This window comes from Rothia similimucilaginosa (assembly GCF_029850985.2).
Lineage (GTDB): Bacteria > Actinomycetota > Actinomycetes > Actinomycetales > Micrococcaceae > Rothia.
The window spans coordinates 1,302,940-1,329,935 of the sequence record NZ_CM138149.1 but is presented as its reverse complement, the minus strand read 5'-3'; the positions used below and the strand labels follow the sequence as shown (position 1 = coordinate 1,329,935).

The window sequence follows — 26,996 nt, the reverse complement described above, 5'->3', positions numbered from 1 at the left end:
GGGCAACACATACCCGCCCGTATAATCAAAGGGAACCGGCCGCAAAGGAAACCAATGAACACTACCGCCGTGACCCTCTCCACCGGAACCCTTGAAGAGACCGACCTCGACACCGCCCTGGAAAACATCCTCGCCACAGACATCCCCTGGAAAGTCATCGTCTGGAACGACCCCGTCAATCTCATGACCTACGTGTCCTACGTCTTCCGCAGTCACTTTGGCTATTCCCGCGCCCGCGCCGAAGAGCTCATGCTGCAGGTGCACAACAACGGCAAGGCAATCGTCTTCACCGGCTCACGCGAAGACGCCGAAAAACACACCCAGGCAATGCACGCCTGGGGCCTGCTGGCAACCTTCGAGAAAGTAGAAAACTAATGGCGCGACCCTTCCGCCGCACCCCCGGAGGCTACACCGCCTCCTTCGAACCCGCTGAACGCGACCTGATCCGCGAACTCGCCGAAGACGTGCGCGCACTACTGCGCCCGGCAGACACCACCGCTGACGGTAGCACCGTCGACCCGCTGGAGGCGCTGGTCGGCATCACCGAAAAGCCCACCCTCCCCGCCGACAGCGCAGTAGCGCGCCTGCTACCGGCCGCAAGCAACGACGACGAGACCGCCATCGAATACCGCCGCTACACCGAACGCGACCTGCGCGAAACCAAACGCGCAAACCTCGCCATGCTCGCATTCGACATCGAATCCAGGGACCTGAGCCTGAACGAGGAACATGCCCGTGCCTGGGCTGCCGCGCTCGGCGATATTCGTCTAGTGCTCGCCGACCGCCTCTACATCGTGGACGAAGACACCGCAGAAGACATTGCGGCGTTTACCGACCCTTCCGAGATTGAGACCCAGGAAGAGTACATGGCTGTGGTGTATAACTTCGTCTCCTGGGTTCAGGACTCGCTCATGCTCGCCATGATCGACGGGCTGGATGACAAAGAAACACCCGGTCGAGCATGTGGCGAGACAACCGAGCAAGAATAGAGCGAATTTTTCGAGTTACCCCTCAAACTATCGTCATATACAACCACTTAATGGTGGTTCTCGACTCATCTAACCGCTCAACGGACTAAAAGGGTAACCTTAGCGAGTTAGCATAGAACGTGGTACCCGACCGATAACGAAGTGTAGGTGACACATGAGTGACAGCATCGACGCGACCAATCCCTACCGTGCCCGCACCCCCTGGGGTAGCCCTGCGCCCGTAGGCCCCACGGCTGCGGCACCCATCGGCGTCTTCGACTCTGGTGTCGGCGGACTCACCGTGGCACGCGCCATCATGGACCAGTTGCCTCACGAACGCATTATCTACGTCGGCGACACCGCTCACGGACCCTACGGCCCCCTCAAAATCGCAGAAGTACGCGCCAACGCGCTACGCATCATGGACGAACTCGTCGACTCAGGCGTGAAAATGCTCGTCATCGCCTGCAATACCGCCTCCGCAGCGGTGCTCCGCGACGCCCGCGAACGCTACACCCGCCAGTACGGCATCCCCGTCATTGAGGTGATTCAGCCCGCCGCCCGCCGTGCGCTCGCCGCAACCCGCAACCGTAAGATCGGTGTGATTGCGACGGAGGCGACCGTCACCTCCCGCGCCTACGAGGATACTTTCGCGATTACCCCGAACCTTGAGGTGTACTCGGTAGCATGCCCGCGCTTCGTAGAGTTCGTGGAGAAGGGTATTACCTCCGGCCCCGAGCTGCTGGAGACCGCCCGCCAGTACCTGCAGCCGCTCAAGGACGCCGGCGTGGACACCCTCGTGCTCGGCTGTACCCACTACCCGTTGCTAACCGGTGTGATTTCCTACATTATGGGTGAGGACGTCAGCCTGGTTTCCTCCGCGGATGAGACCGCGAAGGACGTGTACCGCGAGCTGCTCAACCACGCCATTGAAAGCCCGGTCCCCGAGGAAAACCCGCACCACGAATTCCTCGCCACCGGCGAATCTGAGACGTTCTCGCACCTGGCGCGCCGATTCCTCGGCCCTGAGGTCACCAACGTGCGCCACACCAGCTCGGTTGCGGAACGCTACCCGACCGGCTCGCTGGCTGCACTCACTCCCGAAATGCTTACGGCACACCGCAACATCAACATCAACGAATCGGCAGATCCTGCAGAGGCGGCACGCATCTCCGTGGGCACCGAATTTTCTGGCACCATCCCTAAGGACGACACCTCATGCGTCTAACCGTTATCGGTTGCACGGGCTCCTTCCCCGGCCCCGTCTCACCGGCTAGTTGCTATATGCTCACCGCCACGGACTTCGCGGGTCGCACCTGGCGCATCATCATGGACATGGGCAACGGCTCACTCGGCATGCTCCAGCACCATATCGATCTGAGCGATATCGACGCGATTCTGATTTCGCACCTGCACCCGGACCACTGCATTGACCTGTCCGGTCTGCACGTGGCGGTCAAGTGGGATCCGCGCGGCTGGCCTAAGGGCCGTATTCCGCTGTACGGTCCCGCCGCAATTAACGAGTACCTTTCTGCGACTCACGGCCTGGACCCGGACCTGGGCATGAGCACCGAATTCGAGTACCACACCTGGACTGAGGGCGAGACCGTGCAGATAGGGCCCTTCCGTGTGGAGCCGTTCCGTGTGGTTCACCCCTCGAAGGACCCGTACGCCCTGCGTATCACCTGCAACGACCGCGAGGGCCACACCGTGTTCTCGTACTCGGGCGATACCGACCTGTGCGAGGGCCTGGTTAAGGCTGCGCGCGGCGCTGACCTGTTCCTCTGTGAGGCGGCATACCAGGAGGGTCGCGATGATGCCCTGCGCGGTATTCACCTGACTGGTAAGCGTGCCGGTGAGGCTGCCACGGAGGCGGGTGTGCGTAACCTGCTGCTGACCCACCTACCCGTGTGGAACGACCCGGATATCGCCTACGCGGAGGCGCGCAGTGCCTTCTCCGGCCCGGTCGGCATTGCCGAAATGGCGGCAAGCTACCGCATCTACCCGCGCCCGACGGAGGCTCACCCGGTCACATCCACCCTGAATGTGGTCGAGGTGCTTGATCCGCCGCTGAATACCGCGATTGCTCTCCCTAAGCCAGAGCTAGATTAGGCGAAGCCCGAACTGGACTAGACCAAACCCGAGCTAGGCTAAAACGAGCTGGACTAGTGCAAACTGTGCTCAGTCCCGCCCACTTTTTGACATAGAATCAACAGACAGACATAAATCCCGCAGACAGATTCAAGGAGAACCCATGACTGCTACCCGCGAAGACGGCCGCGCCCTCAACGAGCTGCGCCCCATCACCATCACCCGCGGTTGGTCCCGCAACGCTGAGGGCTCCGCGCTCATCGAGTTCGGCAACACCCGCGTGCTGTGCACCGCATCCTTCACCGAGGGTGTGCCTCGCTGGCTCAAAGGTGAAGGTAAGGGCTGGGTGACCGCCGAGTACGCGATGTTGCCGCGCGCCACCAACACCCGTTCTTCTCGCGAGTCGCTCAAGGGCCGCGTGGGCGGCCGCACCCACGAAATTTCTCGCCTGATTGGTCGCTCCCTGCGCGCCGTCATCAACATGGATGAGCTGGGCGAGAACACTATTGTGCTCGACTGTGATGTTCTGCAGGCTGATGGCGGCACCCGCACCGCCTCCATCACCGGCGCATATGTGGCACTGGCTGACGCTATTTCTTGGGCGAAGGAACAGAAGATTCTGCCTGCTAAGGCGAACCCGCTGATTGATTCGGTATCCGCAATTTCGGTGGGCATTATTGACGGCACCCCCATGCTGGATTTGCCCTACACCGAGGACGTACGCGCAGAGACCGACATGAACGTGGTCGTTACCGGCAGCGGCAAGTTCGTTGAGGTGCAGGGCACCGCCGAGGGGGCACCCTTCGATCGCGACGAACTCAACAGCCTGCTCGACCTGGCGCTGGAAGGCACTGCAGAGCTGGCTCAGATTCAGCGTGAAGCACTAGCACACTAACCCGTCCCGGTAACTAGTTCCGTCGATAAGGAGAAACTATGGCAGACGCAAAGATTGTTCTGGCAAGCCACAATAAGGGCAAGCTCAAGGAACTGCGCGAAATTCTGCGCGGACGCATTGATGGCCTGGACGTTAATACCCAGGTGGTTGACGCCTCCAGCGTGAACGCACCCGATGTTCCCGAGACCGGCGTGACCTTCGCTGAGAACTCCCTGCTGAAGGCACGCGCTGTTGCCGAGGCAACTGGCCTGGTCGCTATTGCTGACGATTCCGGCCTGTCGGTGGATGTGCTCAACGGCGCCCCCGGTATTTTCTCGGCACGCTGGGCGGGTAACCACGGTGATGACACCGCGAACCTGAACCTGCTGCTGGCTCAGCTGAGCGATATTCCTGCCGAGCACCGCGGTGCGAAGTTCTGCTGTGCGGCGTCAGTCGCCTCCCCGAACGGTTTTGAGGCGGTCGAGTACGGCGAGCTGCCTGGCGAGTTGCTGACTGCACCGGCTGGGAAGGGCGGCTTCGGCTACGACCCGATTCTGCGCCCCGTGGAGCTGAACGGCGAGAACGCCCTGTATGAGGGCCAGTACGCTGGCAAGTCGTGCGCTGAGATTCCCGCAGAGATTAAGAATTCGATTAGCCACCGTGCGCGTGCTTTTGAGGCGCTAATTCCTCAGATTGCTGCGGCGCTGGCTTCCTAAAACCGTCGCTGAGGTGCCAGAGTGTACTCGCTGTGCCGGTCTCACTGCGCTGGCCTGATGGGTGAAAACGCGGGGCTGGGTGCGATTTTTTTACGCATCCCTCTAAAATCCCCCACAGGGATACCAATTAAAGGCACAATAGTGTGAGAAGCTTTACCTCAAGGTTAGTGACACCAAAGAAACTCGTCTGCTGAAGGTACCTTCGGCAGACGAGTTTTGCTATTGAAGAGCCTTTCAACGCTGCATCTGCCCAGATGCTTGCTGTCACCGACCGTGGTAGAAAAACCTGCAGCGAAAGAGACACACCGATGCTCATCCTTCTTCTGCTGATGGCATTCGCCCTTGCCGCCGGATGCTGGGCGTACTCCTATGTGTGGCGCGGACTGAACCGCCGCGTCATTGCCGCCGTGAAGGTGGTCGACCCGATGATTACGCTCGGCCCGTACATCATGGCGGCGTGGGCGGCGTTCATGGCTCTCATCGCCACGAACATCTGGGTGACCGGAACCCTGCACACCGTGCTGACGATTATTTTCTGGGTGATTGCCGTAGGTTGCCTCGGCTGGGCTGGATTCTGGCTGCTCATGCACTGCCTGGGCGGGCAGACCCCGGGCAAACGCCCGATGTGGTGGCGTGAAGCAGTTGCCGCGAAGTTCGCCTGGCGCAACCTCTCGCGGATGCCCGCCTACCTGGGTGCTCGCACCAGCATCCTGCCGGTGGAGAACCCGCACCTGACCAAACCGTATTCGGGGTCTTGGACTCGCCCGCTCGGTGCGACCATGCCCGGGTACAGCTCTAACGGTGAGTTTATTGAGGGCTTTGATGAATTCGGTCGGAAGATGCCGCATATCTACCCCGTAGGTCCTGAACCGACGATTTTGGAGATGGCGCGCTGGGGTAAATCGGTCAGCTCCGATCAGCTGTTGACAACGTTCCTGCCGACCGCTCCGTTTGAGCGTCTGCGTCTGCCCGGTACCATGACGGGCCCCTTCACCTTTGCGGGGGAGGTGCCGCACGGTGCGGTCACCAAGTGGCCTCGCCGCAGCGGTGCGAATCGTGCCTTCGGCTCTTATGCTCGTCTGGGCGAAATCACCGAACGTAAGGTGGAGCTGCTGGTCGACCACCGCATCATTGTGGCACTGCAAACCACCCGCGAAAGCTACGAACGCCGCCACAGCTGGATGCTCGCCTTCACCGACATCGCAGACGGCGACTTCACGATGGACGCCGACGAGAACGGCAACCTGCGCATTACCTTCGGCATGGTCACCGAAGGCTACGAGACTCCGTGGGTCTTCACCAGCACCCTGAAAGACAGCCCGCGTCTGCGCCGCAAGGTACACCACGCCATGAGGGAACGCCGTGTGCTCAAGCAGAGCAGCGGCGAGCTGATGGACTGGCACTTCGTGCCGAAGCTCAGCGAGTTCCCGCATGGCCCGGTCACGAATGAGCTTCCCGAAGAGTTCTACTTCAAGTCCAATATCATGGTCACGAACCGTCACGAGAGCTCCTCGCGTGCCTCGGGTGAAGCACACTAGGGGAGTGCCTCTGCTATGAGGCGATCAGGATGGAAATGCACAGGCTGGAAGCGCCCAGACTGAATACCTCAAAAAGTTCACCCTAAAAATAAAATTCAGATACCCACAGATACTCACACACCGGCTGCTACTCCAGGGGGGGGGGAGTGGCAGCCGGTGCTTCTCTGTGTTCCTTCTCTGCGTTCCCAGTTTCTCGGCAGAGCCTCATGACGGTGTAGGGCCTAATGACGGAGCAGACAGAAAGCAACAACAAGCCACGATAGAATAGAAACTTAGAGCACTATGAGTACAAGCCCGGGGCATTTTCTCCCTTTCGCGAGCTTGCCGTGCTGAAAACATCTGCAGAGCATATTTGCAGAGAGCATCTGCAGGGAACACCTACAGAGAACACACAGTCATCACTTGCCGAAAGGATTCCCGTGGCGTCTTCGAACTACACCGCCCGCCACCTCTCCGTGTTGGAAGGTCTGGAAGCTGTACGCAAACGCCCGGGCATGTACATTGGCTCCACCGACTCCCGCGGCCTGATGCACTGCCTTTGGGAGATTATCGACAACTCGGTGGATGAGGCGCTCGCCGGTTTCGGTCAGTCTATTCAGGTCATTCTGTACCGTGACGGTTCGGTTGAGGTGCGCGATGATGGCCGCGGTATCCCCACCGATATTGAGCCGCGCACCGGCCTGTCCGGTGTGGAGGTCGTGTTCACTAAGCTGCACGCCGGCGGTAAGTTTGGCGGCGGCTCCTATAACGCCTCCGGTGGTTTGCACGGTGTGGGCGCTTCTGTGGTGAACGCGCTGTCTTCCCGCCTGGATGTGCAGGTGGACCGTGGCTCGAAGACCTACCAGATGTCCTTCCGCCACGGCATTCCCGGTCACTTCGAGTCCGGTCGCACCCCCAAGCCCGAAGATCCGTTCACTACCGCAACCGAGGGTACTGACGCCCTGCAGATTGTGGGTCGCGCTAAGCGCGGGGTGACCGGCACCCGTGTGCGCTATTGGGCTGACCCGCAGATTTTCACCCCCGATGCTAAGTTCAGCTACGAGGACTTGGCTGCTCGTGCGCGCCAGACCGCGTTCCTTATTCCGGGTCTGCGTATTTGCATCCGCGATGAGCGCCGCCTGCCTGGCACCCCCGGCGAGTTGGAGCCCCACGAGGAAGTTTTCCAGTACGATGGCGGCATTAGCGAGTTCGTCGAGTTCTTGGCTCATGATGAGCGTATTACCGACACCTGGCGTTTTAGCGGCAGTGGCTCTTTCACCGAGACCGTGCCCGTGCTGGGTGAGGATGGCCGCTCACAGCTGACCGATGTGGAGCGCGATTGTGAAGTGGACGTTGCGCTGCGCTGGGGTATTGGCTATGAGACGACGGTCCGTAGCTTCGTGAACATTATTGCCACCCCCAAAGGTGGTACTCACACTACCGGTTTTGAGCAGGGACTGCTGCGCGTGATGCGCAAGCACCTTGCCGATAACGCACGCAAGTACAAGGTGGGTAACGACAAGATTGAGAAGGACGACGTGCTCGCCGGCTTGACCGCCGTGCTGACCGTGCGTCTTGCTGAGCCGCAGTTTGAGGGTCAGACCAAGGAAATTCTGGGTACCCCGGCGGTCCGCCAAATCGTGTCGAAGGTCGTGGGGGATGCCCTGAAGGCTCGCCTGGAGTCGACCGCTCGTGCGGAGAAGGCTCAGGCGACCGCTCTGTGCGAGAAGGTTGTCTCTGAGATGAAAACCCGCGTCTCGGCGCGCATCCATAAGGAAACTCAGCGCCGTAAGACCGCACTGGAGTCTTCATCTATGCCCACTAAGCTGGTGGATTGCCGTTCGACCAATGTTGAGCATTCTGAGCTGTTCATTGTGGAGGGTGACTCGGCGTTGGGTACTGCGCGTCTGGCGCGTTCTTCCTCGTATCAGGCTCTGCTACCGATTCGCGGTAAGATCCTGAACACTCAGCGTGCTTCGGTGACTGATGTGCTCGCGAATGCTGAGTGCGCGGCGCTGATTCAGGTTATCGGTGCGGGCTCGGGTCGTACTTTTGACCTGGACTCTGCTCGCTACGGGAAGGTTATTATGATGACCGATGCGGACGTGGACGGTGCCCACATTCGTACCCTGCTGCTGACCCTGTTCTACCGTTACATGCGTCCGCTGATTGAGGCCGGTCGCGTGTACGCTGCGGTTCCGCCTCTGCATCGTGTAGAGGTGGTACGCCGCGGCAAGCCGAACGAGATGGTGTACACCTACTCGGAGAAGCAGCTGCACGAGCTTCTGGAATCTTTGCAGGAGCAGGATGTGTCTTATAAGGAACCCATCCAGCGTTATAAGGGTCTGGGTGAGATGGATGCCGATCAGCTGGCTGAGACGACGATGGATCCGCGCCATCGCATGTTGCGCCGTATTCGCATTGAGGATGCGGAGGCTGCCGAGCGTGCGTTCTCCTTGTTGATGGGTTCTGAGGTGGCTCCGCGTAAGGAATTCATCATTGCGGGTGCTCATCAGCTGGATACTGAGAGTATTGATATGTAGCTTGCGGTGTACCTTACGGGGTAGTGGCGGCTGGCGTGTCACATTCTATGATTTTTCCATGATAATAATCACAATATTTCTTGGAAATCTCAGTAAAATTGGTATAACTTGGGCAAGTTTAAGCTTTGAGTGCTACTCGGATTACCTGTCACAATCCGGGAATCTGTCACCAAAATTTTGCAAAAGTGATATAAAACTGCAAAGTTTCACCCTAGTTCCGAAAGTACCTTCCAACCCCGCAAGGCACTATCGTGTTTCGTCCCTCAATCCATCCGCACGCCGAGGGATAACGTTCAAGGTACCTTTAGAGAAACGTCAAACAATAAACGTCCATACTATGCACAGTCTACTCACAGCTCGCGAGGAAAACCCTGTACCTTAGAAGCATGAGAGACACTGTGTCAGTAACTCTCGTATGCCCTCCATTGGTGGGGGACTACCCGAAATCTGGCACAAACACACATTAAGTACACACATAGTAAGGACCTATCAATGGATCCCCTTGATTTTGGTAGGTGGCAGTTCGGTATTACCACCGTCTACCACTTCTTCATGGTTCCGCTGACTCTGGGTCTGGGCCTTGTGGTGACCTACCTGTACATTCGCTACGTTCGTACCAAGAAGGACGAATACAAGCGCATGACGAAGTTCTGGGGCAAGCTGTACCTCATTAATTTCGCTATGGGTGTGGCCACCGGTCTGGTTCAGGAATTCCAGTTCGGCATGGCGTGGAGCGAATACTCCCGCTTCGTCGGCGACGTCTTCGGCGCTCCGCTGGCAATGGAAGGCCTCTTCGCCTTCTTCGTTGAGTCTACCTTCCTCGGTCTGTGGATCTTCGGTTGGGACCGACTCAAGCCTGCTGTACACGCATTCTCGCTGTTCATGGCAGTCCTCGGCTCCTGGATTTCTGCATTCTTCATTCTGGTTGCAAACTCCTGGATGCAGCACCCCGTCGGTGCAGAAATGATTGACGGTCGTCCCCGTATGACCGATATTGGCGCAGTGCTGATGAACCCCCTCGCATGGGTAACCTTCTCTCACGTCATCACCTCCGCTATTCAGGTTGCTGGTGGCTTCCTGGTTGGTATCGCATGGTACAAGCTGTGGCGTCGCCGCAAGGACGGCATCGACAAGGTCGTTGACGGCAAGGTCGTTGTTGGTGAGTCCGACAAGGGTGCACGTGACAAGGCTGATTTCCAGGTTTGGTTCAAGTCCCTGCGCCTGGGCGCTGTTGTGGGTCTCCTCGCCTTCGCAGGTATCGGTGCGTCCGGTCACCTGCAGGCACAGATGATGATTCACGAGCAGCCCATGAAGATGGCTGCTGCAGAAGCTGCGTGCCACGACGGCACCTCCTTCTCCGTTCTGACAGTCGGTGAACTCGGCGCTCAGAGCTGTGACAAGATCAACACCATCATCGAGGTCCCCGGCGTGCTGTCCTTCCTGGCACACGACAACTTCGACACCCCGGTGAAGGGTATTCAGACCCTGCTGCCCGAATACGAAGCTAAGTTCGGCACTAACCTGCCCAACAACCCGCTCTACGGTGAGCGTGCAGGTCAGAAGATCGACTACCTGCCCTCCCTCGAGGTCTCCTACTGGGGCTTCCGCGGCATGATTGGTCTGGGTGCGGTTGTACTGCCCTTCTACCTCTACGCACTGTGGGTAACCCGTAAGAAGGGTGTGGGCACCGTTCCCGAGTCCAAGCTGCTCAAGAACGTTGCAGTCTGGTCTATTATGGCCCCCTTCTTCGCTATCTCCCTCGGCTGGATCTTCACCGAAATGGGCCGCCAGCCCTTCGTTGTGGCTCCGAACCTTCAGGGTGACCCCTCGATTCACCTGTTCACCGCAGCAGCTATCTCCCCGGGTGTTTCCGGTGAAGAAATCCTCTTCTCCCTGCTCACCCTGGGTCTGCTCTACGGTGTGCTGATGGTGGTTGAGGTTTACCTGCTCATCAAGTACGTCAAGGCCGGTGTGGTGGCAGCAATGCCCGAGCTGGTTCAGTCGCACCACGAGGACGAGTCCAACGACAAGTCTAAGCGCGATGTGCTGGAGTTCGCCTACTAGGCGGGTAAGGATTGATTCACCATGAACTTTGATTTCAATATCTTTGCCGGTCAGCCTGGCTTGCCCACCCTCTGGTTTGTTGCCATTGGTGTTTTCTTCATCATGTACCTGATTCTGGATGGTTTCGACCTGGGCGTCGGTATGCTGATGGGTTCCAAGTTCACTAAGAACGAGAAGGAACGTCGTCTGCTACTGAACACCATCGGCCCTGTCTGGGACGGTAACGAGGTGTGGATTGTGTCCGGCGGTGCAGCTCTGTTCGCGGCATTCCCCATCTGGTACGCAGCCCTCTTCTCGGCTCTATATATCCCCCTGACCCTCGCGCTGGTCTTCCTGATTCTGCGCGTGGTCGCAATTGAATACCGCGGGAAGAAGAACGACGAGAAGTGGATCCGTAACTGGAACATTGCTCTGTCCGTCTCCTCCTTCGGTATCGCACTGCTCGTTGGTGCTCTGCTTGGTCTGACCTCCATGGGCCTGCCCATCAACGAGAATGGCGACCGTGTCGGCGGCGCCTTCGCATGGGTCTCCCTGCCGGTTCTGCTCGGCGGTCTGGGCTTCGTGGGCTTCTCCCTGGTTCAGGGCCTTGCCTTCATCGCTCTGAAGACTGACGGTGACATCCGCGACCGTGCCCGCAACACCCTGGTACGCTGGGCTCCTGTCCTGCTGCTGCCGATTGTTGCATGGGTTCTGGTACTGGACTTCACCACCGGTAACGGCATCTCCTGGCTGTTCACCATCCTGGCTGTGGTTGCTGTTCTGATTGCTTGGATCTCCGCAAAGGGTGGCCGTGAGGGTCGCGCTTTTGCTGGTCTGTCCGTGTTCCTCGCATTCGGCGCGCTGGCAATCTTCACCGCAATGTACCCGAACGTTCTGCCCTCCACCCTGGACCCGGCATACTCGCTCACCATTGCGAACGCATCCAGCTCCGAGTACACCCTGGGCGTTATGACCTTCGTGACCTGCCTCGGTCTGCCGGTCGTCTTCGTCTACCAGGCATGGACCTACTGGGTCTTCCGTAAGCGTCTGCACGTGGATCACATCCCCGAGGCTCACGACGCTACCGAACTGGCTGAACTGCCGACCAAGTAGCATATAGCTGGTTGAAGGATCCCCCGAATTTCTCTTCTGAGAAGTTCGGGGGATTTTTCTATGCCCGCAGAGGAGGCAGTTCTTGGTAGATGAGTGGGCGCGCAAAAATTTTTGGTGCACCCCCCGAAATTCGCGCGCAACAGGGAGCAGGAAGTGTAATATGGCTAACAACTCACTCTGATGAAAGGTGTTCAACGATGAAGTCCCGCAACCGCCGCTCCACCGCACCCACCCCTCGCGCCAATATGGGCCGCCGACTGCTCACCGCGGGTGCCCTGCTCTGCATCGGCGTGCTCCCGCTGAGCGCATGCTCGCTCTTCGAGCCGCCGCTGGAACGCGACGAAAGTGTCCACGCCATCTTTGACGCGGAACAGGACATCGTGAAGATGCCCCTGGACGATTACCTCTACGGCGAGCGCACTCACTACGAATACACGGCCTTTCAGATTGCCATGAAGCAGTGCTTCGCCGAACACGGGCAGAACTACACCATCCAGGCTCCCTACTCTGAGGGTGCGCCCCGCGGAGAGATGGGGCGAAAGTACGGTCCCTGGAACGTCGAGTACGCCCAGAAGTACGGTTTTCAGAAGCGTGACCCCAACGCTGCCGAGCCCATCTCCTATAACTCGGGAGAGACCATGAGCCCCGAGGACAAGCTTCGCACCGAATGCTACCCCAAGGCCCGTGAGACCCTGGACGCCGCGGTGCCCGAAGGTAAGAGGCCCGAGAAGGAAGATCAGGCCACGTACATTCGTATCTCTACTGAGGCGGGTAACGCCGTTTACGGTAGTAAACTGCACCGCGAGCTCGAAGAGAAGTGGAAGCAGTGCGTCTCTGACCGCGGCCTCACCCCGCGTTCGGCAGGCTCCGTCGCCGAGGAAACCCCGCTGACTGAGCAGCTGAGCAAGAACGGCGGTTTCAACGAGCCCGCCTCCGAAGAAGAGATCCGTATCGCCACCATCCAGGCCGAATGTAACCAGCAGGTCGGCATGAGCCAGCAGCTCTACGACTTGGAAGCCCAGTACCAGATGCCGCTCATCCGTAAGCACCAGTCACAGCTTGAACAGGAACGCCAAGCCGACCGCGACCGCGACGAGAAGTTCAAGCAGTACGTTCAAGAGCACCAGTAACCCGAGCGTCCACGACCGGTTTTGACGTCGGATTTTAAAACCGAATCTTGACACCGGGGAAAGACCGGTAATGGTGCGGGCCATCCGAGACACAGGCTCGGCGGGTAGCCCGCACCCGCGAGGATATTCCCGCAGAGGACGCAGGTCGCGGCAGGCGGGTGGGCGCGCAAAAATTTTTGGTGCACACCCCCCGGAAATTCGGGCGGGACAGGGAGTAGAACGTGTAATGTGGTGTACAACTCACTCTCACGATAAGGAGTTTGATGATGAAGTCCCCCAACCGTCACACCGGAACCGCCCCTCGCACCGGCACGCGCCGCCGCCTGTTCGCCACGGGTGCCCTGCTGACCATCGGCGTGCTCCCCCTGAGTGCCTGCTCGCTCTTCAACCCGCCGTTGGAACGCGACGAAAGCGTCCACGCCATCTTCGACGCGGAACAGGACATCGTGAAGATGCCCCTGGACGATTACCCCTACTACGAGGGGGGCACTCATTACGAATACACGGCCCATCAAATCGCCATTAAGCAGTGCTACGCCGAACACGGGCAGAGCTACACCGACCCCGACCAAGCTCCCCAATCTGAAAGCGCGCCGAGTGGCGATTTGGGCCGAGTGTACGGACCATGGAACGTCGAGTACGCCAAGAAGTACGGTTTTCAGAAGCGAGACCCCAACGCCAAAGCTCCCATCTCCGTCACCCCAGGGGCAAGCCTCAGCCCCGAGGAGAGGCTCATCATCGAATGTGATGACAAGGCCCGCGAGACCCTGGATGCCGCGGTGCCCGAAGGTAAGAGGCCCGAGAACGACGTGCAGTCCACATACAGTCGTATCTCCACCGAGGCAATCAACGCCGTTTACGGTAGCAAACTGCACCGCGAACTCGAAGAGAAGTGGAAGCAGTGCGTCTCAAACCGGGGGCTCACCCCCATTAAGGCAGGGGCGGTAGCCGAGGAATCCCCGCTGGCTGAGCAGCAGAGCAAGAACGACGGTATCAACGAGCCCGCCTCCGAAGAGGAAATTCGCATCGCCACCATCATGGCAGAATGCAACCAACAGGTCGGCATGAGCCAGCAGCTCTACGACCTGGAGGCACAGTATCAGATGCCGCTCATCCGCAAGTACCAGTCGCAGCTTGAGCAGGACCGCAAGGCAGAACGTGAGCGTGACGAGAAGTTCAAACAGTACGTTCTGGATCACCAGTAAACCGGGGCACTAAAAGACAGCGCACCGAAAGACCGCGCAACGAAATATAGCGCAGAGAAATAGACGGCGCAGAAACAGTTCAGAAAGACACCGCCATGACCACTCACTCACAGAACCAAAACAGCGGGCACCGCTTCAGCGAGCGCATCGCCCGACCCCGCGTGCTCCTGCTGCTGGCTATCCTCGCCATCGGCTCGCTCATGCTGTCCTTCTACCTGGGCACCCGCTACGCTGCCACGGGCCCCGACCCGACCGTGCAGGCGAAAACCGTGATTCCGGTCTGGGCGAAGATTGAAGAACGCACCGTCAGCGAGGGACTCGCCATTGCCGGAACCACCAAGGCTGGGGAGACCGCCCCGATTAGCGCGCGCACCAACGGTGAGCCGGTGCTCGTCTACCAGAACCAGAAGCCCGGCAACGTGCTCAAGGCCGGTGACTTCATCGGCATTATTGGTGCCGACCCCGTCTTCGTGCTGGAGGGGCCGCTACCGCTGTACCGCGACCTCAACCTGGGCGATAACGGCGACGACGTGCTCGCCTTCCAGAAGGCACTGAACTCCGCCGGGTACGCCACCGCTCAGAGCGGCACCGTCACCGAAGACACCCTCGACGCCGTCACGCGCCTGCACCGCGCGCACCTGACCGGCGTGCCCAGCGAAGGGGTCACCAGCATTGCCCGCAACAACTACGCGATTCTGCCCGGCGGAAGCCACACCGTCACCGCAGTTGCGGCGGTCGGCCAGCTCATCAGCGACGGCAACCCCATCGCGAGTGTAGAAACCAGCGAACCCTACGTGGAATCCAGCGTTGAACTCGCCGTCGCCAATAAGCTCAAGGTCGGCGACCGCATTAGCTTGCGCACCTCCACCGGCAGTGTGGAGGGCACCATCACCAGCATTGGTGAGCTGCAGAACGACCCCTCCAAGGGTGCGGCAAAGAGCGTGCGATTCAGTGCCGACGACCCGAGCAAGCTCACTCCGGGGCAGAGCGCATCCATCACCAGTAAGGGCAACACCTCAACCACCCTCGCCGTGCCGACTACCGCGGTACGCCAGGACTCCCAGGGCACCTACGTGCTCGTTGAAAAGGGCGGAAGCTCCACCTCGACCAGCAAGGATGCGCCCGCCACCGAACGAGTCAACGTTGAGGTTCTACGCACCGCCGGCGGGTACGCCGCAATCAACGCGAACCTCAGCGCGGGACAGAAGGTGCTTGTCTCATGAGCCGCCGTAATAGAATCCCCGAGCGAGCCCCCGACGGCATGACAGCCCCGCGAGTCAGGGGAGAAGCCGCCAGGCTCGACGTTGCGCCCGACACTGTACCAAACACCGCGCCCGCTATCGAAATGCACGGCATTACCCGCATCTTCGAGGGGAGCGAACGAGCAGTCCTCGATCGTCTCGACCTGGTGGTCGAACGCGGCGAATTCCTCGCCATTATTGGTCCGTCCGGCTCCGGTAAATCCACCCTGCTCAACGCCATTGGCCTGCTCGACACTCCCACCAGCGGAACCTACAGCCTCTTCGGCAAAAACACGGAAGGACTCAGCGACAGAGAACGCGACGAAATGCGCCGAGACCACCTCGGCTTCATCTTCCAATCATCAAACATGCTGCTGGACGAAACCAGCACGACCAACGCCTCCATGGGTCTGCGCGTGCAGGGGGTACCCTACGGCGAGCGCCTGCAACGCACCGAAGAAACCCTAGAATTTCTGGGGTTGAGCGATCGCGCCAGCATCCGCACCCGCTACCTTTCCGGTGGCGAGAAGCAGCGTTGCGCCATTGCTCGTGCCCTCGCCACGCGCCCGCCACTGATTCTTGCCGACGAGCCCACCGGCAACCTGGATAGCCACAATAGCGCGAAGGTCATTGAGATTCTTCAGCGCATTAACGCGACCGGCTGTACCGTGCTGGTGATTACCCACGACCCGGAGGTTGCCGCCGCCGCCCGCCGCGTGATCCGCATTGAGGATGGGCGGCTGCACGAGCAGAGCCGCGCCGACTTGGCTACGGTGCCGGTCGCTGAGGTGCCGAGTACTGAGGTTGCACCGGTTGCAACGAATACCCCGGCGGAAACCACGGTAGAAGCTCCCGCCAGCCTCGCACCGGGGGAGAAGCCCGCTACGCATCGCCGCGGAAGCTTCCTCACCGACGACAGCATCGAGGCGATCTCCGCGCTCACCTCACGACCGCTACGCACCCTGCTACTGGGCCTGTCCTTCGCACTGGGCGTAGGCGGACTCATTAGCGCCTCCGGCATGAGCGAATCCGCCAGCTACCAGGTGAACCAGCGCCTGCTCGGATCCGAACAATCCACGCTCTACATCAGCGACAGGGATAATGATGAGAACGTGCTCGGAACCTACCGGCAGGGCGAATCCGCGCAGAACGTTGCCGACCGCATTAGCGCGCTGGACTACGTGAAGAACACCGGATTCGTCAGCAGCGTGGCACCCGCCGACGTGCGAATCACCCGGTTCAGCCCCTACGAGGACGAACCAAAAACGGCGATTGGCCTCAGCTCCACCTCGAAGACCCGGCTTGAGCAAATCGGTGCCCGCATGAACCCCGAAACCCTGCGTGCGCTCGAACAGATGAACTCGACCCTCACCCGGGAGAACGTTGCCGACCGTGAACGCGCCGAGCAGCTCTCCGGCGCTATTGTGTCGGTCTCCGCTGCCCGCGCCCTCGGCATTATCCCCGAAGATAAGGCGGCAGATAACGCCACAACCGAGCCCCGCCCCGGCGAGCTACCCGCCGTCGACTACGGCATTAAGCTCGGCGGGCTGCCGCAGGTGGCACCCGGTGTGAGCATCTGGGTGGACGGCCAGCTGATGCCGGTCATCGGCCTCTTCGACCCCGGCAATAGCGGCTACGAATTCAGGAACACGGTCATTGTCTCGCCCGGTAAGCTACAACGCACCGGACGCGGCCAGGTGACCTACATTGCCGAAACTGAACGAGGTTACGGTAAAGCAGTTGCCAAGGCCATTCCGCTGACCCTCAAACCTGCTGAACCCAGCCAAATCAATGTGGAAACCCCCTCCGACCTGCAGAGCCTACGCGCGTCCATCGCCTCGGATCTGGGCCTGTACGTGGGTGTGCTCTCCGGGATTCTGCTGGTGCTCGCCTCCCTCTCGGCGGCAACCGCCATGTACCTGTCCGTGCAATCGCGCACCGCAGAAATTGCACTACGCCGCGCCATCGGATCGAGTAAATGGCTGATTGCCCGCATCTTCCTCATGGAGGGGGTCATGCTCGGTGTGCTCGGCGGCTCCATTGGTGCCTGCTCCGGCATGATTGCGACCATCATGCTTTCACTCGTGCAGGGCTGGCAGGCGATTCTCTCCCCGGGATTCGTGGTGCTCGGCGTGGGAGTTGGTGCCCTCACCGGTCTGGTGTCTTCGGCGTACCCGGCGTGGGTGGCATCCCGTAAGAGCCCCGCCGACGCGATGCGCGGCTAGAGTTAGCGCTGGGCGGGGGGGGGGCAGTCAAATATCCGAAACCTGACTGGTCAAATAGGTATTAGATAGCCCAGCCCTTAAACTGATGGGAGGTAAAAACAGCAGAAGACTAGGTCAAAGGACAACACGTGAGTCGAACGCACACACCGCGTCATGCTGACAAACATCAGAATACTGAGGCACCAGAGGTGACCGCGGGAAAGCGCAACGACTGCGCTGACCGTCGCCCGCCCCTGGGCCCTGACGCCCGTAAAACCCTCAGCACCTTCGGTGTTATCACCGCCGTGCACACCCTCGCGACGGTGCTTTTCAGCGCCGCCCTGGCTGTGATTATTGCCCGCGCAGCCCACGCCGGTTTTGCCGCTGTTGCCGCCGAGCATGCACACCTCAAAGAGACCAGCGCGCCGGATGTGTACCGCGCCTACGTCGAATTCGCTGGTTCCGCGCAGGCGCAGCTGGAGGCGCACGGTGGCTGGCTGCTCGGCCTCGGTGGGCTCTTCGGTGACGCAGACACCATTACCCCCGGCCTGATTGCGGTTGCCGTCATTGCGCTGCTCGTCCGCTCGGGTACCGACTACCTGCTGGCTGTGAGCGCGCAGCGTGCCGCCTCCGGAGCGAAGTCTCAGATTCGTTCCGCCCTGCTCAAGCGAGTGCTCGCCACTGGTGGCGCAGACACCCCCGAGGGTACCGGCGCGACCGCTGTGTTGCTTTCCCGCGGCCTGAACGCCCTGGATGACTACTACACCAAGACGCTGACCGCGTTTGTTTCCACCGCGATTGTGCCGTTCATGCTCTGGGTCGTTGTGGCGTCCCTGGACTGGATGAGCGCAATGGTGCTGGCGTGCACCCTGCCGCTCATTCCGGTGTTCATGATCCTGATTGGTAAGAACACCCGCGACGAAACCGCAGAAGCTCAGGCTGAACTGCACCGACTCTCCGACCATATTCTGGAGCTGGTGCGCGGCCTGCCCGTCATTATCGGTCTGGGTCGTGAACGCGCACAGACGCGCGCCATGAACGCTCTCGGCCAGCGTTACCGTGAACGCACCATGCAGACCTTGCGTAGCGCCTTCATGTCTTCGCTGGCACTGGAGCTTATCACCACCATTTCGGTGGCGCTGATTGCTGTGCTGATTGGTGTGCGACTGGTCAACGGCACCTTGGGCCTGGACACCGCAATTCTCGTGCTGCTGTTGGCTCCCGAATGCTACCAACCGCTGCGTGATGTGGGTGCCGCCTACCACCAGTCGGAGGATGGCGTTGCCGCACTGCGTAGCGCTCAGAAGATTATTGATGCGCCCCTGCCCGCAGCTGTAGCAGACAGTGCTGCAACTGAGAGTAAAGAGGCTCAGCCTTCCACCATCTCTGTTGAGGACTTGTCGGTGAACTACCCGGCGCGTCCTGCGGTGCTGACTAACCTGTCCCTGAACTTGGACCGTCACGTTGCCACTGCCCAGGGTGAAACTGCCCAGGGTGAGCGCGGTGCGGTTATCGGTGTGATGGGTGAGTCCGGTTGCGGTAAGTCGACCCTGCTGAACGTGTTTTCCGGTGCCGTGCGTGAGGGTCTGGTGCCCACCGGCTCGGAGGAGCCCATGTACCTGACCGGTAGCGTGACCGGTCTGGGAACGACCCTGGTCATTCCGCAGTCGCCGGTCTTCACCGCACCCACTGTGCAGACCGAAATGGCTCTCTACGCGCTGAGTGCTACCGAGGCGGAGCGTGAGCGTGCAGCGGCTCTGCTCGGTGAAGCGATGCACTCCAAGAAGCTGTCCGTTACCGATGCCGAGTCCGAGCTGCTGGTTGGCCCGCTGGCTCAGCTGGGCATGGAGAAGCTCACCGCCCTTGAGCCCGGTGCCCTCAGTGCAGGTCAGGCACGCCGCCTCGCCGTGGCACGCACCCTGGCTCGGGCCGAGGCTATCTACCGTGCCGGCGGTGAGCAGGCCGTGCTGACCGTCCTGGTGGATGAGCCGACCGCGCACCTGGACGCCTACTCGGCATACCTGGTGACCCGCGCTCTGCACCGCCTGGCGGAACTTGGCGCAACCGTGCTGATTGTGACCCATGAGCAGGAGCTCGCCGCCGGCTGCGACACCCTCGTTCGTGCCGTGCAGACCCCCCAGGGCTACACCTGGACCGCTGAGGCGAATACCGCCCGCGTTGCGGTTCCTGCGCAAGCCCCCGCGCACCTGCTCAAGGATCGGGAAGAGTACGAGGCTGAAAGCAGCGCCCCGGTGGGCGCCTCCGCAGCTGTCGAGGCCGAGGAAGTCGAGCCTGCCGGCCTGTTCGCAAGCCTGCGCACACTGAAGGAACTGACGGGTATTGGTGTTCGCGCCGCAACTGGCCCGGTGATCATGGCTGCGATTACTTCCCTGATGGCGGCGGCACTGACCGCGCTGTCCGGCTGGCTGATTGTTCGCGCCGCCGAGGGTCCGGCAATGATGTACCTAATGGTCGCCATTGTGGGCGTGCGCTTCTTCGGCCTGGGTCGTGCCTGTGCCCGCTATGCTGAGCGTCTGATGACCCACTCGAAGGTTCTTGCCGCCGCAAATATTCTGCGTCTGCGCGCCTGGGTTGGCGCATGGCAGAGCGTGAGTAGCGTGCGTGCCCTGCTGCGTGGTGACGCGCTGCTCGAACGCCTCGTGGGCGGTATTGATGAGCTGCGTGACGGCGTGCCGCGCGTTATTATTCCGCCGGCTGCGCACCTGCTGGTCATGACTGCGGCGCTGATTACGACCGCGTGCATCCTGCCGCAGGCTCTGATTCCGGTCCTGCTTGCCGTGCTGGTCAGCACTTTTGTGGCTCCGTGGATTGTGCTTCGCGCCGATGCCCGTGCGGAAGCGCTGGCTCGCCGCTCCACCGCGCAGATGCTGCGCCTGGGTACCGGCATGCTCTCGGCCGCTGAGGACCTGCGCGCTAACGGCGTGGCAACCACCACTGAGAAGGCTAACGGCGCCCTGGACGCTGAGAACTTGTCCGCCCTGCAGAAGGGCTCGACCGCTCAGGGTGTGGGCCGTACCCTCGTGACTCTGAGCTGGTTCGGTGCGGCTCTGGCGAGCGCAATCATTGCGTACCCGCTGGCTGTTGACGGCACCGTGCGTGCCCCCGAAGCGGCGATCGTGGTGCTGCTGTGCACCGGCATGCTGGAAAGCTCCCTGGGCCATGTTGAGGCGGTCCGCTCTTGGCCTGCGTTCAGCCGTCTGCTCGCGACGATTGCCCCGAGCGTGCGCGACGTATCCCTGGAGGGCATTGTTGCCGTCTCGACCCTGAAGCGTTTCGTACCGACCGAGGCTGAGGTAGACACCCACGTTCTGCCGCGTCGTGCTGAGCGTCTGCGTGCCCGCGCGGAGGCCGAGATGGAGGAACTGCTGGAGGCAGACCGTCAGCGTGCGCACCGCTTTGACCGCCCCGAATCTGCGGCTAACGCTCAAGCGGAATCTAAGGCTGGCTCACCGCGCCCGCCGAAGCCTGGCGAACCCACCCTGGTCAGCTGCGGTACTCAGCAGGACCTCGGCGTGAAGGTCACCGAACCCGCCCTGAGTCTGCAGGACGCAGCTGCTCGCTGGCCCGGTATGGATCACCCGGTCTTCACCGACCTGAACATGAACGCCCGCGCGGGCTCCTGGACTGCGGTGACCGGCCCCTCCGGTTCTGGTAAGTCTACGGTGCTTGCAATCGTTCTGGGCTTCTTGCCGCTGGAGTCCGGCCGTGTGCTGGCTTCCGGTGAGGTCCTGGAAGGTGAGCAGCTGCGCGGCTACGCGGCGTGGTGCCCGCAGGCGGCTCACATTTTTGAGTCGACTCTTGAAGGTAACCTAATGCTGGCTCGTGACCGTTCGGATCGCCCGAGCGAGGAAGAGCTGATTGAGGTTCTGCGCCGTGTGGGTCTGGGTGAGTGGTTTGACGCTCTGCCTCAGGGCCTGCGCACCCCTGTGGGTGCTGGCGGTTCCTTCCTCTCCGGCGGTCAGCGTCAGCGTCTGGCGGTGGCTCGTGCTCTGTTGGTGAACTCGCCGGTGCTGCTGCTGGATGAGCCGACGGCACACCTGGACGCTGAATCTGCCCGCGCGCTGATGGCTGACCTGGATGCGGCGACCCGCTCTAGCTCCGTGGCTGCGGTTCTGGTGTCGCACCGTCCTGAGGATATTGCCCGCTGCGATGAGGTGGTTCGTCTCTAAACGCCTCTGACGCAGGCACCACGTGCGGATTGCCCACGAAGAAAGGCCCCGGTACATGATGTACCGGGGCCTTTTTGCGCGTTCATATTTCCGCACAGATAGGTCCGGTCGGGGGGGGAGCTACACCTAACTGAGTATCTGTGCGCTTAACCGCAACAGCATGATGGTTACAACGATAATGAGCACACGGCGAATGAATCGCTCGCCCAGGTGAATTGCGGTGCGGGCACCAACCCAGCTTCGCGCCATATTGGCGCATCCATGGCGATTCCAAGGAGCCAGTGAATTGAGCCCCGCGGAATGAAGTAGGGAAGCGCGCCTAGAAGAGCTTTTCAGCCTCCGGGCTAACCGCCATCGCAGCAGAAACAGCCGCATAGTTCGGGCCCACAATGCCGATGCTCTGAGTGAGCATCACACCGGAACCGTCACGGGCACCGTGCTCGGTCGGCAGGGAACGAGCCACACCACCGGAGGACGCCGCCTTCGCCGGGCCCACACCCACCCACGCCAGAGCCAGCTGACTCTCACCGGTGAGGAAACGGTGCGCACGCACACCACCGGTCGCGCGGCCCTTCTGCGGATACTCGCTCAGGGCGGTGACCTTGGCACTCGCCAACCCGTCCTTGCCGTTGGTGACAGTCACGACCTCCGCCGCGTCGCCGGGCGCGGTCACGCCCAGGGCGATGAGGCGGTCGTCCTCGGCAAGCTTGATGCCTGCGATACCGCCGCCGGTGCGTCCCTGCGGGCGGACCTTTGCTGCGTCGAAGGTCAGTAGCTTCGCGTCGCGAGTGACGAAGGTGAGTACCGCATCGTCGGTGGGGCAGGGAGCGGCGGCTACGATTTCGTCGCCGTCCTTGAGCTTCATGATGTCCCACTCGGTCTGGTTCAGCGGGTAATCCGGGTTGACTCGCTTAATCACGCCTCCCGCGGTTGCCATCGCCAGAACCGTATTCAGCGGTGCCAGGGCAACCAGCTTCTCACCCTTGGCGAGCTGAACCAGCTCGGTTGCCTTCACTGCCGACGCTATGGAGGGGGTGCCACCGTTCTCGTCCAGCACCGCAATGTCTATGACGGACAGACGCACCATGCGTCCTGCGGAGGTCACGGCACCGATCTCACCGCGCGCGGTGGTCGGCACAATCGAGGTGAACACGTCGTGCTTGAAACGCTTGCCGGGATCCACGAGCGCCTCACGGATGGGCTTGCCGGGGGTTCGTCCCATCATGCCGGAGGCCGAAAGCAACACCCAGCAGGGCTCATCCGCGATTTCGAGGGCGAGGCCGAGGCTCTTCTTCGCCTTGGACTGTGCGGTGACTGCCTCAATAGCGACCTGCATGTCGTCCTTGGTTTTAAGCTGGGTGCGGCGGTCGGTGCCGTAGAGTTCGGCGACCTCGGTGAGCTCGTCGGAGACCAATTCGCGCAGCGCCGCATCGGAGCCGAGGATACGCTGCAATTCCGCGATTTCCTGCTGCAGGGTTTCGCGCTCTGCTTCCAGCTCCAGGCGGGAGTACTTGGTGAGCTGGCGCAGGCGCAGCTCCAGAATGTGGTTCGCCTGGGTGTCGGTCAGGTCGAAGACGACCTTCAGCTTTTCGCGGGCCTGAGCGGTCTCATCAGACTCACGAATGATCTGGATGACCTCGTCAATGTCGAGGATTGCCACGAGCAGGCCTTCCACCAGGTGTAGGCGGTCGGTGCGCTTGCCCAGGCGGAATTCGGTGCGGCGGCGGACCACGTTCAGACGGTGGTCAATGTACACGCGCATCAGGTCGAGCAGGCCGAGGGTCTGCGGCTGACCGTCCACGAGCGCGACGTTGTTAATACCGAAGGAGTCCTCGAGCGGGGTGTGCTTATAGAGGGCGGCGAGCACCGCCTCCGGGTTAAAACCGTTCTTGATTTCGATGACGAGGCGCAGACCGTTGGTGCGGTCGGTCAGGTCGACCACGTCGGAGATGCCGGTGAGCTTCTTGGAGTTGACGCCGTCCTTGATCTTTTCGATGACCTTTTCGGGGCCGACCATGTACGGCAGTTCGGTGACGACAATGCCCTGCTTGCGGGGGCTGACCTGCTCGATGGAGACCTTCGCGCGGGTCTTGAAGGTGCCGCGGCCGGTTTCGTAGGCGTCACGGATGCCTCCCAGACCCACGATGGTTCCGCCAGTGGGCAGGTCGGGTCCGGGGATGAACTTCATGATGTCTTTGAGGGTCGCCTCGGGGTGGGCGATGAGGTGGCGGGCACCGGCGATAACTTCGCGCAGGTTGTGCGGCGCCATGTTAGTTGCCATACCGACCGCAATGCCGGTGGTGCCGTTGACGAGCAGGTTCGGGAACGCTGCGGGCAACACGGAGGGCTGCATGAACTGGTTGTCGTAGTTTGGTACGAAGTCAACCACGTCTTCGTCAAGATCAGCGGTGAGTGCCTGGGCGGCGGGTGCCATGCGTGCTTCGGTGTATCGGGCGGCTGCCGGGCCGTCGTCGAGGGAACCGAAGTTACCGTGACCGTCAACGAGGGGCAGACGCAGCGCGAAAGGTTGAGCGAGGCGCACCATGGCGTCGTAGATGGCGGCGTCACCGTGCGGGTGGAGCTTACCCATGACCTCGCCGGTCACGCGGGCGCTCTTGACGTGGCCCTTATCGGGGCGCAGACCCATCTGCTGCATCATATAGAGGATGCGGCGCTGCACTGGCTTGAGGCCGTCGCGGGCGTCGGGGAGGGCGCGCGAATAAATCACCGAGTAAGAGTATTCCAGGAAGCTGGATTCCATCTCGGTGGATACGTCGATGTCGACGATATTCTCTACCACATCCACCAGGTAATCGCTGACGGCGGATTTGGATCGGCGAGCCATATATCTCCTCGTGTCGGTGTGTTTTCGCTCCTCCTATTTTAGCGGGTGGGAGCGGAGGAGTCGGGCTGGCTGGTCAGCGTCATCTGTGGGGTGCACCAAGCCGGCCGCGGGGCAGTAACCGAAGCGTACCGGGAGAGCTCACGCCGTCATATGCGCCTGTATCAGCGTGGTCAAGTAGCACAGCCCGGCTAGAACCCTCTAAGGTAGAGGGGAGTAACACCTAACCGCCTTCACGGTGTGCGCCGACCGACGTCGCCTCATGAGGGCACCGCACGAAAGAGGTACGATGTACGCCACCACCCCCGAACGCGAGCAACTGGTCGCAGACATTAAGCATGCCGGTTTCTACCCCGACCTCGTGCTGGAAGTGGTGGATGACGCTCTGGCGGGTATGAACCCGGATGCGCACTTTGTACAGCATGAAACCCACTTCTCACGCGATGATTTTCACCGCCACATCACCGTGATGGTGCTCTGCGGTGAGCACGTTATCTTTGCACACTTGGACGACCAGCATCTTGAGGGTGATGCGCAGGGTACCGTGGCGCATGTGAGCGTGGAGGCGGTGCACCTGAGCGCCCTGAACGCGGTGACCATCAGCTACGGTTTCAGCCAGCCGCAGGCGTACAATGCCGGTAGCACCGCCCCGACTGAGATTTCCTTCCAGATTGCCTGGACCGGTTCGCTGCACATGGAGCTGGCTCCTGCCGGCTGCCAGGATCCGCAGTGCAATGCTGACCACGGCTTCACTGGCGATGCACGCCGCGAGGACATCGCGGTGCGTGTTTCTGCGACCGCTGACGGCCCGGAGTCGGTTCAGCGTGCCCAGGATTTTGCGCGTGCTCTGCACCGTGCCCGCATGTACGCAACCCGCCGATAAGCGCTCGCACAGTATAAATCCCGCGCAGTAACAGCCCTCGCGGCAATAATCCCGCGCGGCGCCCTGTACTTTCACGTACCCCCTGAGGCACCCCCCCCGAGAGAGACCCCCCGAGAGGAACCTATGACGGCACAGACCACCCTGCACGATGTTTTGGGTGCGCCCCTGCCCGCAGCACCCGCCTACGGCAGCAATAGCATCGCCGATGTGCTGGAGTCCGCCTCCTCTCTGGTGGCTCAGCGAAGCCTGGCGCGCCCCGCGCACGCTCTGGACGCCGACCCAGCGTTTAACTCCGTAGCCGATCCGCTGAACCTTGCCGGTCGCCTCGCGGAGCAAGACGTTGACCCGGCGTCTTTCCGCCACGCCTGTGTGATCTTGGTCGACGGTCTGGGCGATCAGCTACTCAATAGCTACGGCGGCTACGCGCCCGCCCTGCGTAACACCCTGAACCTGGGCCCGCTGGACGCCGCATTCCCCACCACGACCGCCGCCTCCCTCACCTCGCTGGGTACCGGTACGGCACCCGGCGCACACGGCATCGCCGGTTATGAGGTGCGCAATCCTACGGGTAATGGGGGAGCGGGCTCGGTCATGAACCACCTGTCCGGTTGGGACCAGTCGGTTGATCCGCACGCCTGGCAGCCGCTGCCAACCGTGCTGGAACGCCACCACGAAAACCGCCGCGTGCTCACCATTTCGCTGGGTAAGTACCGTGGTACCGGCCTGACTGAGGCGGCGTTGCGCGGCGGCGAATTCGTGGATGCTGTCGGCTACAATGCCCGCGTCACCTACGCCCTGGAGGCGCTCTCCAACCGCACCCCGACCACCGTGTACCTGTACTGGGGAGAGATCGACGCGGCGGGCCACCGCTACGGTGTGGGTAGCGACGAATGGCTGCAACAGTTGGAGGAGCTGAACTCGGCGCTGAAGCGTCTGGCAGAGCGAGCCCCGGCGTGGGCGGCACTCTTCGTCACCGCCGATCACGGCATGGTGAATGTGCCCGAGCATCAGCGCATCGACTACTCGGGCGTTGAGGAGTTGACCCGCAACATCGCAATGACAGCCGGTGAACCGCGCGCCGTGCACCTGTACCTCGAAGATACTTCGGAGGCGGCACGCACCGCCACCGCTCAGCGTTGGGCGCAATACTGGGGCGAACGCGCCTGGGTGATTGACTCTCGCGAACTGATGCGTGCCGGCTACTTCGGCCCGGTCATCACGGATGCGGCGCGTGGCCGCATTGGCGACCTAATGGTGTGCGCTCGCGATGACTGGGCGCTGTACGATATGCGCCACTATCAGGAGCGTGCCCTGCACATGGTTGGTCAGCACGGTTCGCTGACGGACGCTGAGCGTCTGGTGCCGTTGCGTATGCTCAAGACTTTCTAAAGTACTAGTCTTCTAAAACCCCAGAGGGCATAGAAAACCGCTGGTGA

General features: G+C 61.2%; 19 protein-coding genes. 17 read left to right on the top strand and 2 right to left on the bottom strand.

Annotated features, from left to right (window positions below; all coding sequences use genetic code 11):
* The first annotated feature begins 54 nt into the window (after window positions 1–54).
* The 15 genes from clpS (at window position 55) to QFX07_RS05470 (ending at window position 21,835) form a co-directional block, all read left to right on the top strand.
* Window positions 55–375, top strand: coding sequence for an ATP-dependent Clp protease adapter ClpS (gene clpS, locus QFX07_RS05540; protein ID WP_279754621.1), 321 nt, complete (start codon window positions 55–57; stop codon window positions 373–375).
* Complete coding sequence (locus QFX07_RS05535) at window positions 375–989, top strand: DUF2017 domain-containing protein (protein ID WP_279740555.1); 615 nt, start codon at window positions 375–377, stop codon at window positions 987–989. The genes clpS and QFX07_RS05535 overlap by 1 nt, the downstream gene beginning before the upstream one ends.
* Before the next feature lie 154 nt (window positions 990–1,143).
* Window positions 1,144–2,196 carry a glutamate racemase gene (gene murI / locus QFX07_RS05530; RefSeq protein ID WP_279740557.1) on the top strand — a complete coding sequence of 351 codons (1,053 nt, stop codon included), beginning with the start codon at window positions 1,144–1,146 and terminating at the stop codon, window positions 2,194–2,196.
* On the top strand, window positions 2,187–3,080 hold the full coding sequence (locus QFX07_RS05525; protein ID WP_279754620.1) for an MBL fold metallo-hydrolase: 894 nt from the start codon (window positions 2,187–2,189) through the stop codon (window positions 3,078–3,080). The genes murI and QFX07_RS05525 overlap by 10 nt, the downstream gene beginning before the upstream one ends.
* A 142-nt stretch (window positions 3,081–3,222) precedes the next feature.
* A complete protein-coding gene (gene rph / locus QFX07_RS05520; RefSeq protein WP_005506419.1) occupies window positions 3,223–3,954 on the top strand; it encodes a ribonuclease PH in 732 nt (243 codons plus the stop codon).
* A gap of 38 nt (window positions 3,955–3,992) precedes the next feature.
* Window positions 3,993–4,649, top strand: a complete 657-nt coding sequence (locus tag QFX07_RS05515) for a non-canonical purine NTP pyrophosphatase (protein WP_279740560.1) — start codon at window positions 3,993–3,995, stop codon at window positions 4,647–4,649.
* Window positions 4,650–4,957: 308 nt separating this feature from the next.
* Window positions 4,958–6,187 carry an RDD family protein gene (locus QFX07_RS05510; RefSeq protein WP_279754619.1) on the top strand — a complete coding sequence of 410 codons (1,230 nt, stop codon included), beginning with the start codon at window positions 4,958–4,960 and terminating at the stop codon, window positions 6,185–6,187.
* A 419-nt stretch (window positions 6,188–6,606) separates the two neighbouring features.
* A complete protein-coding gene (locus QFX07_RS05505; protein ID WP_279754617.1) occupies window positions 6,607–8,709 on the top strand; it encodes a DNA gyrase/topoisomerase IV subunit B in 2,103 nt (700 codons plus the stop codon).
* A 492-nt stretch (window positions 8,710–9,201) separates the two neighbouring features.
* A complete protein-coding gene (locus QFX07_RS05500) occupies window positions 9,202–10,773 on the top strand; it encodes a cytochrome ubiquinol oxidase subunit I (protein ID WP_279754616.1) in 1,572 nt (523 codons plus the stop codon).
* A 21-nt stretch (window positions 10,774–10,794) separates the two neighbouring features.
* Entirely contained in the window at window positions 10,795–11,865 is a 1,071-nt protein-coding gene (cydB, locus tag QFX07_RS05495; RefSeq protein ID WP_279754615.1) for a cytochrome d ubiquinol oxidase subunit II, read from the top strand.
* Window positions 11,866–12,062: 197 nt separating this feature from the next.
* Window positions 12,063–12,995: a multidrug transporter gene (locus QFX07_RS05490; RefSeq protein WP_279754614.1), complete on the top strand. Its 933-nt coding sequence runs from the start codon at window positions 12,063–12,065 to the stop codon at window positions 12,993–12,995.
* A 263-nt stretch (window positions 12,996–13,258) separates the two neighbouring features.
* Window positions 13,259–14,200, top strand: a complete 942-nt coding sequence (locus QFX07_RS05485) for a multidrug transporter (RefSeq protein ID WP_279754613.1) — start codon at window positions 13,259–13,261, stop codon at window positions 14,198–14,200.
* A 95-nt stretch (window positions 14,201–14,295) separates the two neighbouring features.
* Window positions 14,296–15,423, top strand: a complete 1,128-nt coding sequence (locus tag QFX07_RS05480) for an efflux RND transporter periplasmic adaptor subunit (RefSeq protein WP_279754612.1) — start codon at window positions 14,296–14,298, stop codon at window positions 15,421–15,423.
* Window positions 15,420–17,666, top strand: a complete 2,247-nt coding sequence (locus QFX07_RS05475) for an ABC transporter ATP-binding protein/permease (RefSeq protein ID WP_279754611.1) — start codon at window positions 15,420–15,422, stop codon at window positions 17,664–17,666. The genes QFX07_RS05480 and QFX07_RS05475 overlap by 4 nt, the downstream gene beginning before the upstream one ends.
* Window positions 17,667–17,854: 188 nt before the next feature.
* Entirely contained in the window at window positions 17,855–21,835 is a 3,981-nt protein-coding gene (locus QFX07_RS05470) for an ATP-binding cassette domain-containing protein (protein WP_279754610.1), read from the top strand.
* Window positions 21,836–21,961: 126 nt separating this feature from the next.
* On the opposite strand, the gene QFX07_RS05465 is transcribed toward QFX07_RS05470, so the two are convergent.
* Together QFX07_RS05465 and QFX07_RS05460 are read right to left on the bottom strand one after the other, a co-directional pair.
* On the bottom strand, window positions 21,962–22,084 hold the full coding sequence (locus QFX07_RS05465) for a hypothetical protein (protein WP_279754609.1): 123 nt from the start codon (window positions 22,082–22,084) through the stop codon (window positions 21,962–21,964).
* A gap of 70 nt (window positions 22,085–22,154) precedes the next feature.
* Window positions 22,155–24,680: a DNA gyrase/topoisomerase IV subunit A gene (locus QFX07_RS05460; RefSeq protein WP_279754608.1), complete on the bottom strand. Its 2,526-nt coding sequence runs from the start codon at window positions 24,678–24,680 to the stop codon at window positions 22,155–22,157.
* Between the two features lie 286 nt (window positions 24,681–24,966).
* On the opposite strand from QFX07_RS05460, the gene QFX07_RS05455 reads away from it, so the two are divergent.
* Entirely contained in the window at window positions 24,967–25,560 is a 594-nt protein-coding gene (locus QFX07_RS05455) for a DUF5998 family protein (RefSeq protein ID WP_279740577.1), read from the top strand.
* A 123-nt stretch (window positions 25,561–25,683) separates the two neighbouring features.
* On the top strand, window positions 25,684–26,949 hold the full coding sequence (locus tag QFX07_RS05450; RefSeq protein ID WP_279754607.1) for an alkaline phosphatase family protein: 1,266 nt from the start codon (window positions 25,684–25,686) through the stop codon (window positions 26,947–26,949).
* The last annotated feature ends 47 nt before the right edge of the window (window positions 26,950–26,996 follow it).

Excerpts from the sequence above, each read along its gene's own strand:
- clpS (WP_279754621.1), top strand. The coding sequence starts at position 55 with ATGAACACTACCGCCGTGACCCTCTCCACCGGAACCCTTGAAGAGACC.
- QFX07_RS05535 (WP_279740555.1), top strand. The coding sequence starts at position 375 with ATGGCGCGACCCTTCCGCCGCACCCCCGGAGGCTACACCGCCTCCTTC.
- murI (WP_279740557.1), top strand. The coding sequence starts at position 1,144 with ATGAGTGACAGCATCGACGCGACCAATCCCTACCGTGCCCGCACCCCC.
- QFX07_RS05525 (WP_279754620.1), top strand. The coding sequence starts at position 2,187 with ATGCGTCTAACCGTTATCGGTTGCACGGGCTCCTTCCCCGGCCCCGTC.
- rph (WP_005506419.1), top strand. The coding sequence starts at position 3,223 with ATGACTGCTACCCGCGAAGACGGCCGCGCCCTCAACGAGCTGCGCCCC.
- QFX07_RS05515 (WP_279740560.1), top strand. The coding sequence starts at position 3,993 with ATGGCAGACGCAAAGATTGTTCTGGCAAGCCACAATAAGGGCAAGCTC.
- QFX07_RS05510 (WP_279754619.1), top strand. The coding sequence starts at position 4,958 with ATGCTCATCCTTCTTCTGCTGATGGCATTCGCCCTTGCCGCCGGATGC.
- QFX07_RS05500 (WP_279754616.1), top strand. The coding sequence starts at position 9,202 with ATGGATCCCCTTGATTTTGGTAGGTGGCAGTTCGGTATTACCACCGTC.
- cydB (WP_279754615.1), top strand. The coding sequence starts at position 10,795 with ATGAACTTTGATTTCAATATCTTTGCCGGTCAGCCTGGCTTGCCCACC.
- QFX07_RS05490 (WP_279754614.1), top strand. The coding sequence starts at position 12,063 with ATGAAGTCCCGCAACCGCCGCTCCACCGCACCCACCCCTCGCGCCAAT.
- QFX07_RS05485 (WP_279754613.1), top strand. The coding sequence starts at position 13,259 with ATGATGAAGTCCCCCAACCGTCACACCGGAACCGCCCCTCGCACCGGC.
- QFX07_RS05480 (WP_279754612.1), top strand. The coding sequence starts at position 14,296 with ATGACCACTCACTCACAGAACCAAAACAGCGGGCACCGCTTCAGCGAG.
- QFX07_RS05475 (WP_279754611.1), top strand. The coding sequence starts at position 15,420 with ATGAGCCGCCGTAATAGAATCCCCGAGCGAGCCCCCGACGGCATGACA.
- QFX07_RS05465 (WP_279754609.1), bottom strand. The coding sequence starts at position 22,084 with ATGGCGCGAAGCTGGGTTGGTGCCCGCACCGCAATTCACCTGGGCGAG.
- QFX07_RS05460 (WP_279754608.1), bottom strand. The coding sequence starts at position 24,680 with ATGGCTCGCCGATCCAAATCCGCCGTCAGCGATTACCTGGTGGATGTG.
- QFX07_RS05455 (WP_279740577.1), top strand. The coding sequence starts at position 24,967 with ATGTACGCCACCACCCCCGAACGCGAGCAACTGGTCGCAGACATTAAG.
- QFX07_RS05450 (WP_279754607.1), top strand. The coding sequence starts at position 25,684 with ATGACGGCACAGACCACCCTGCACGATGTTTTGGGTGCGCCCCTGCCC.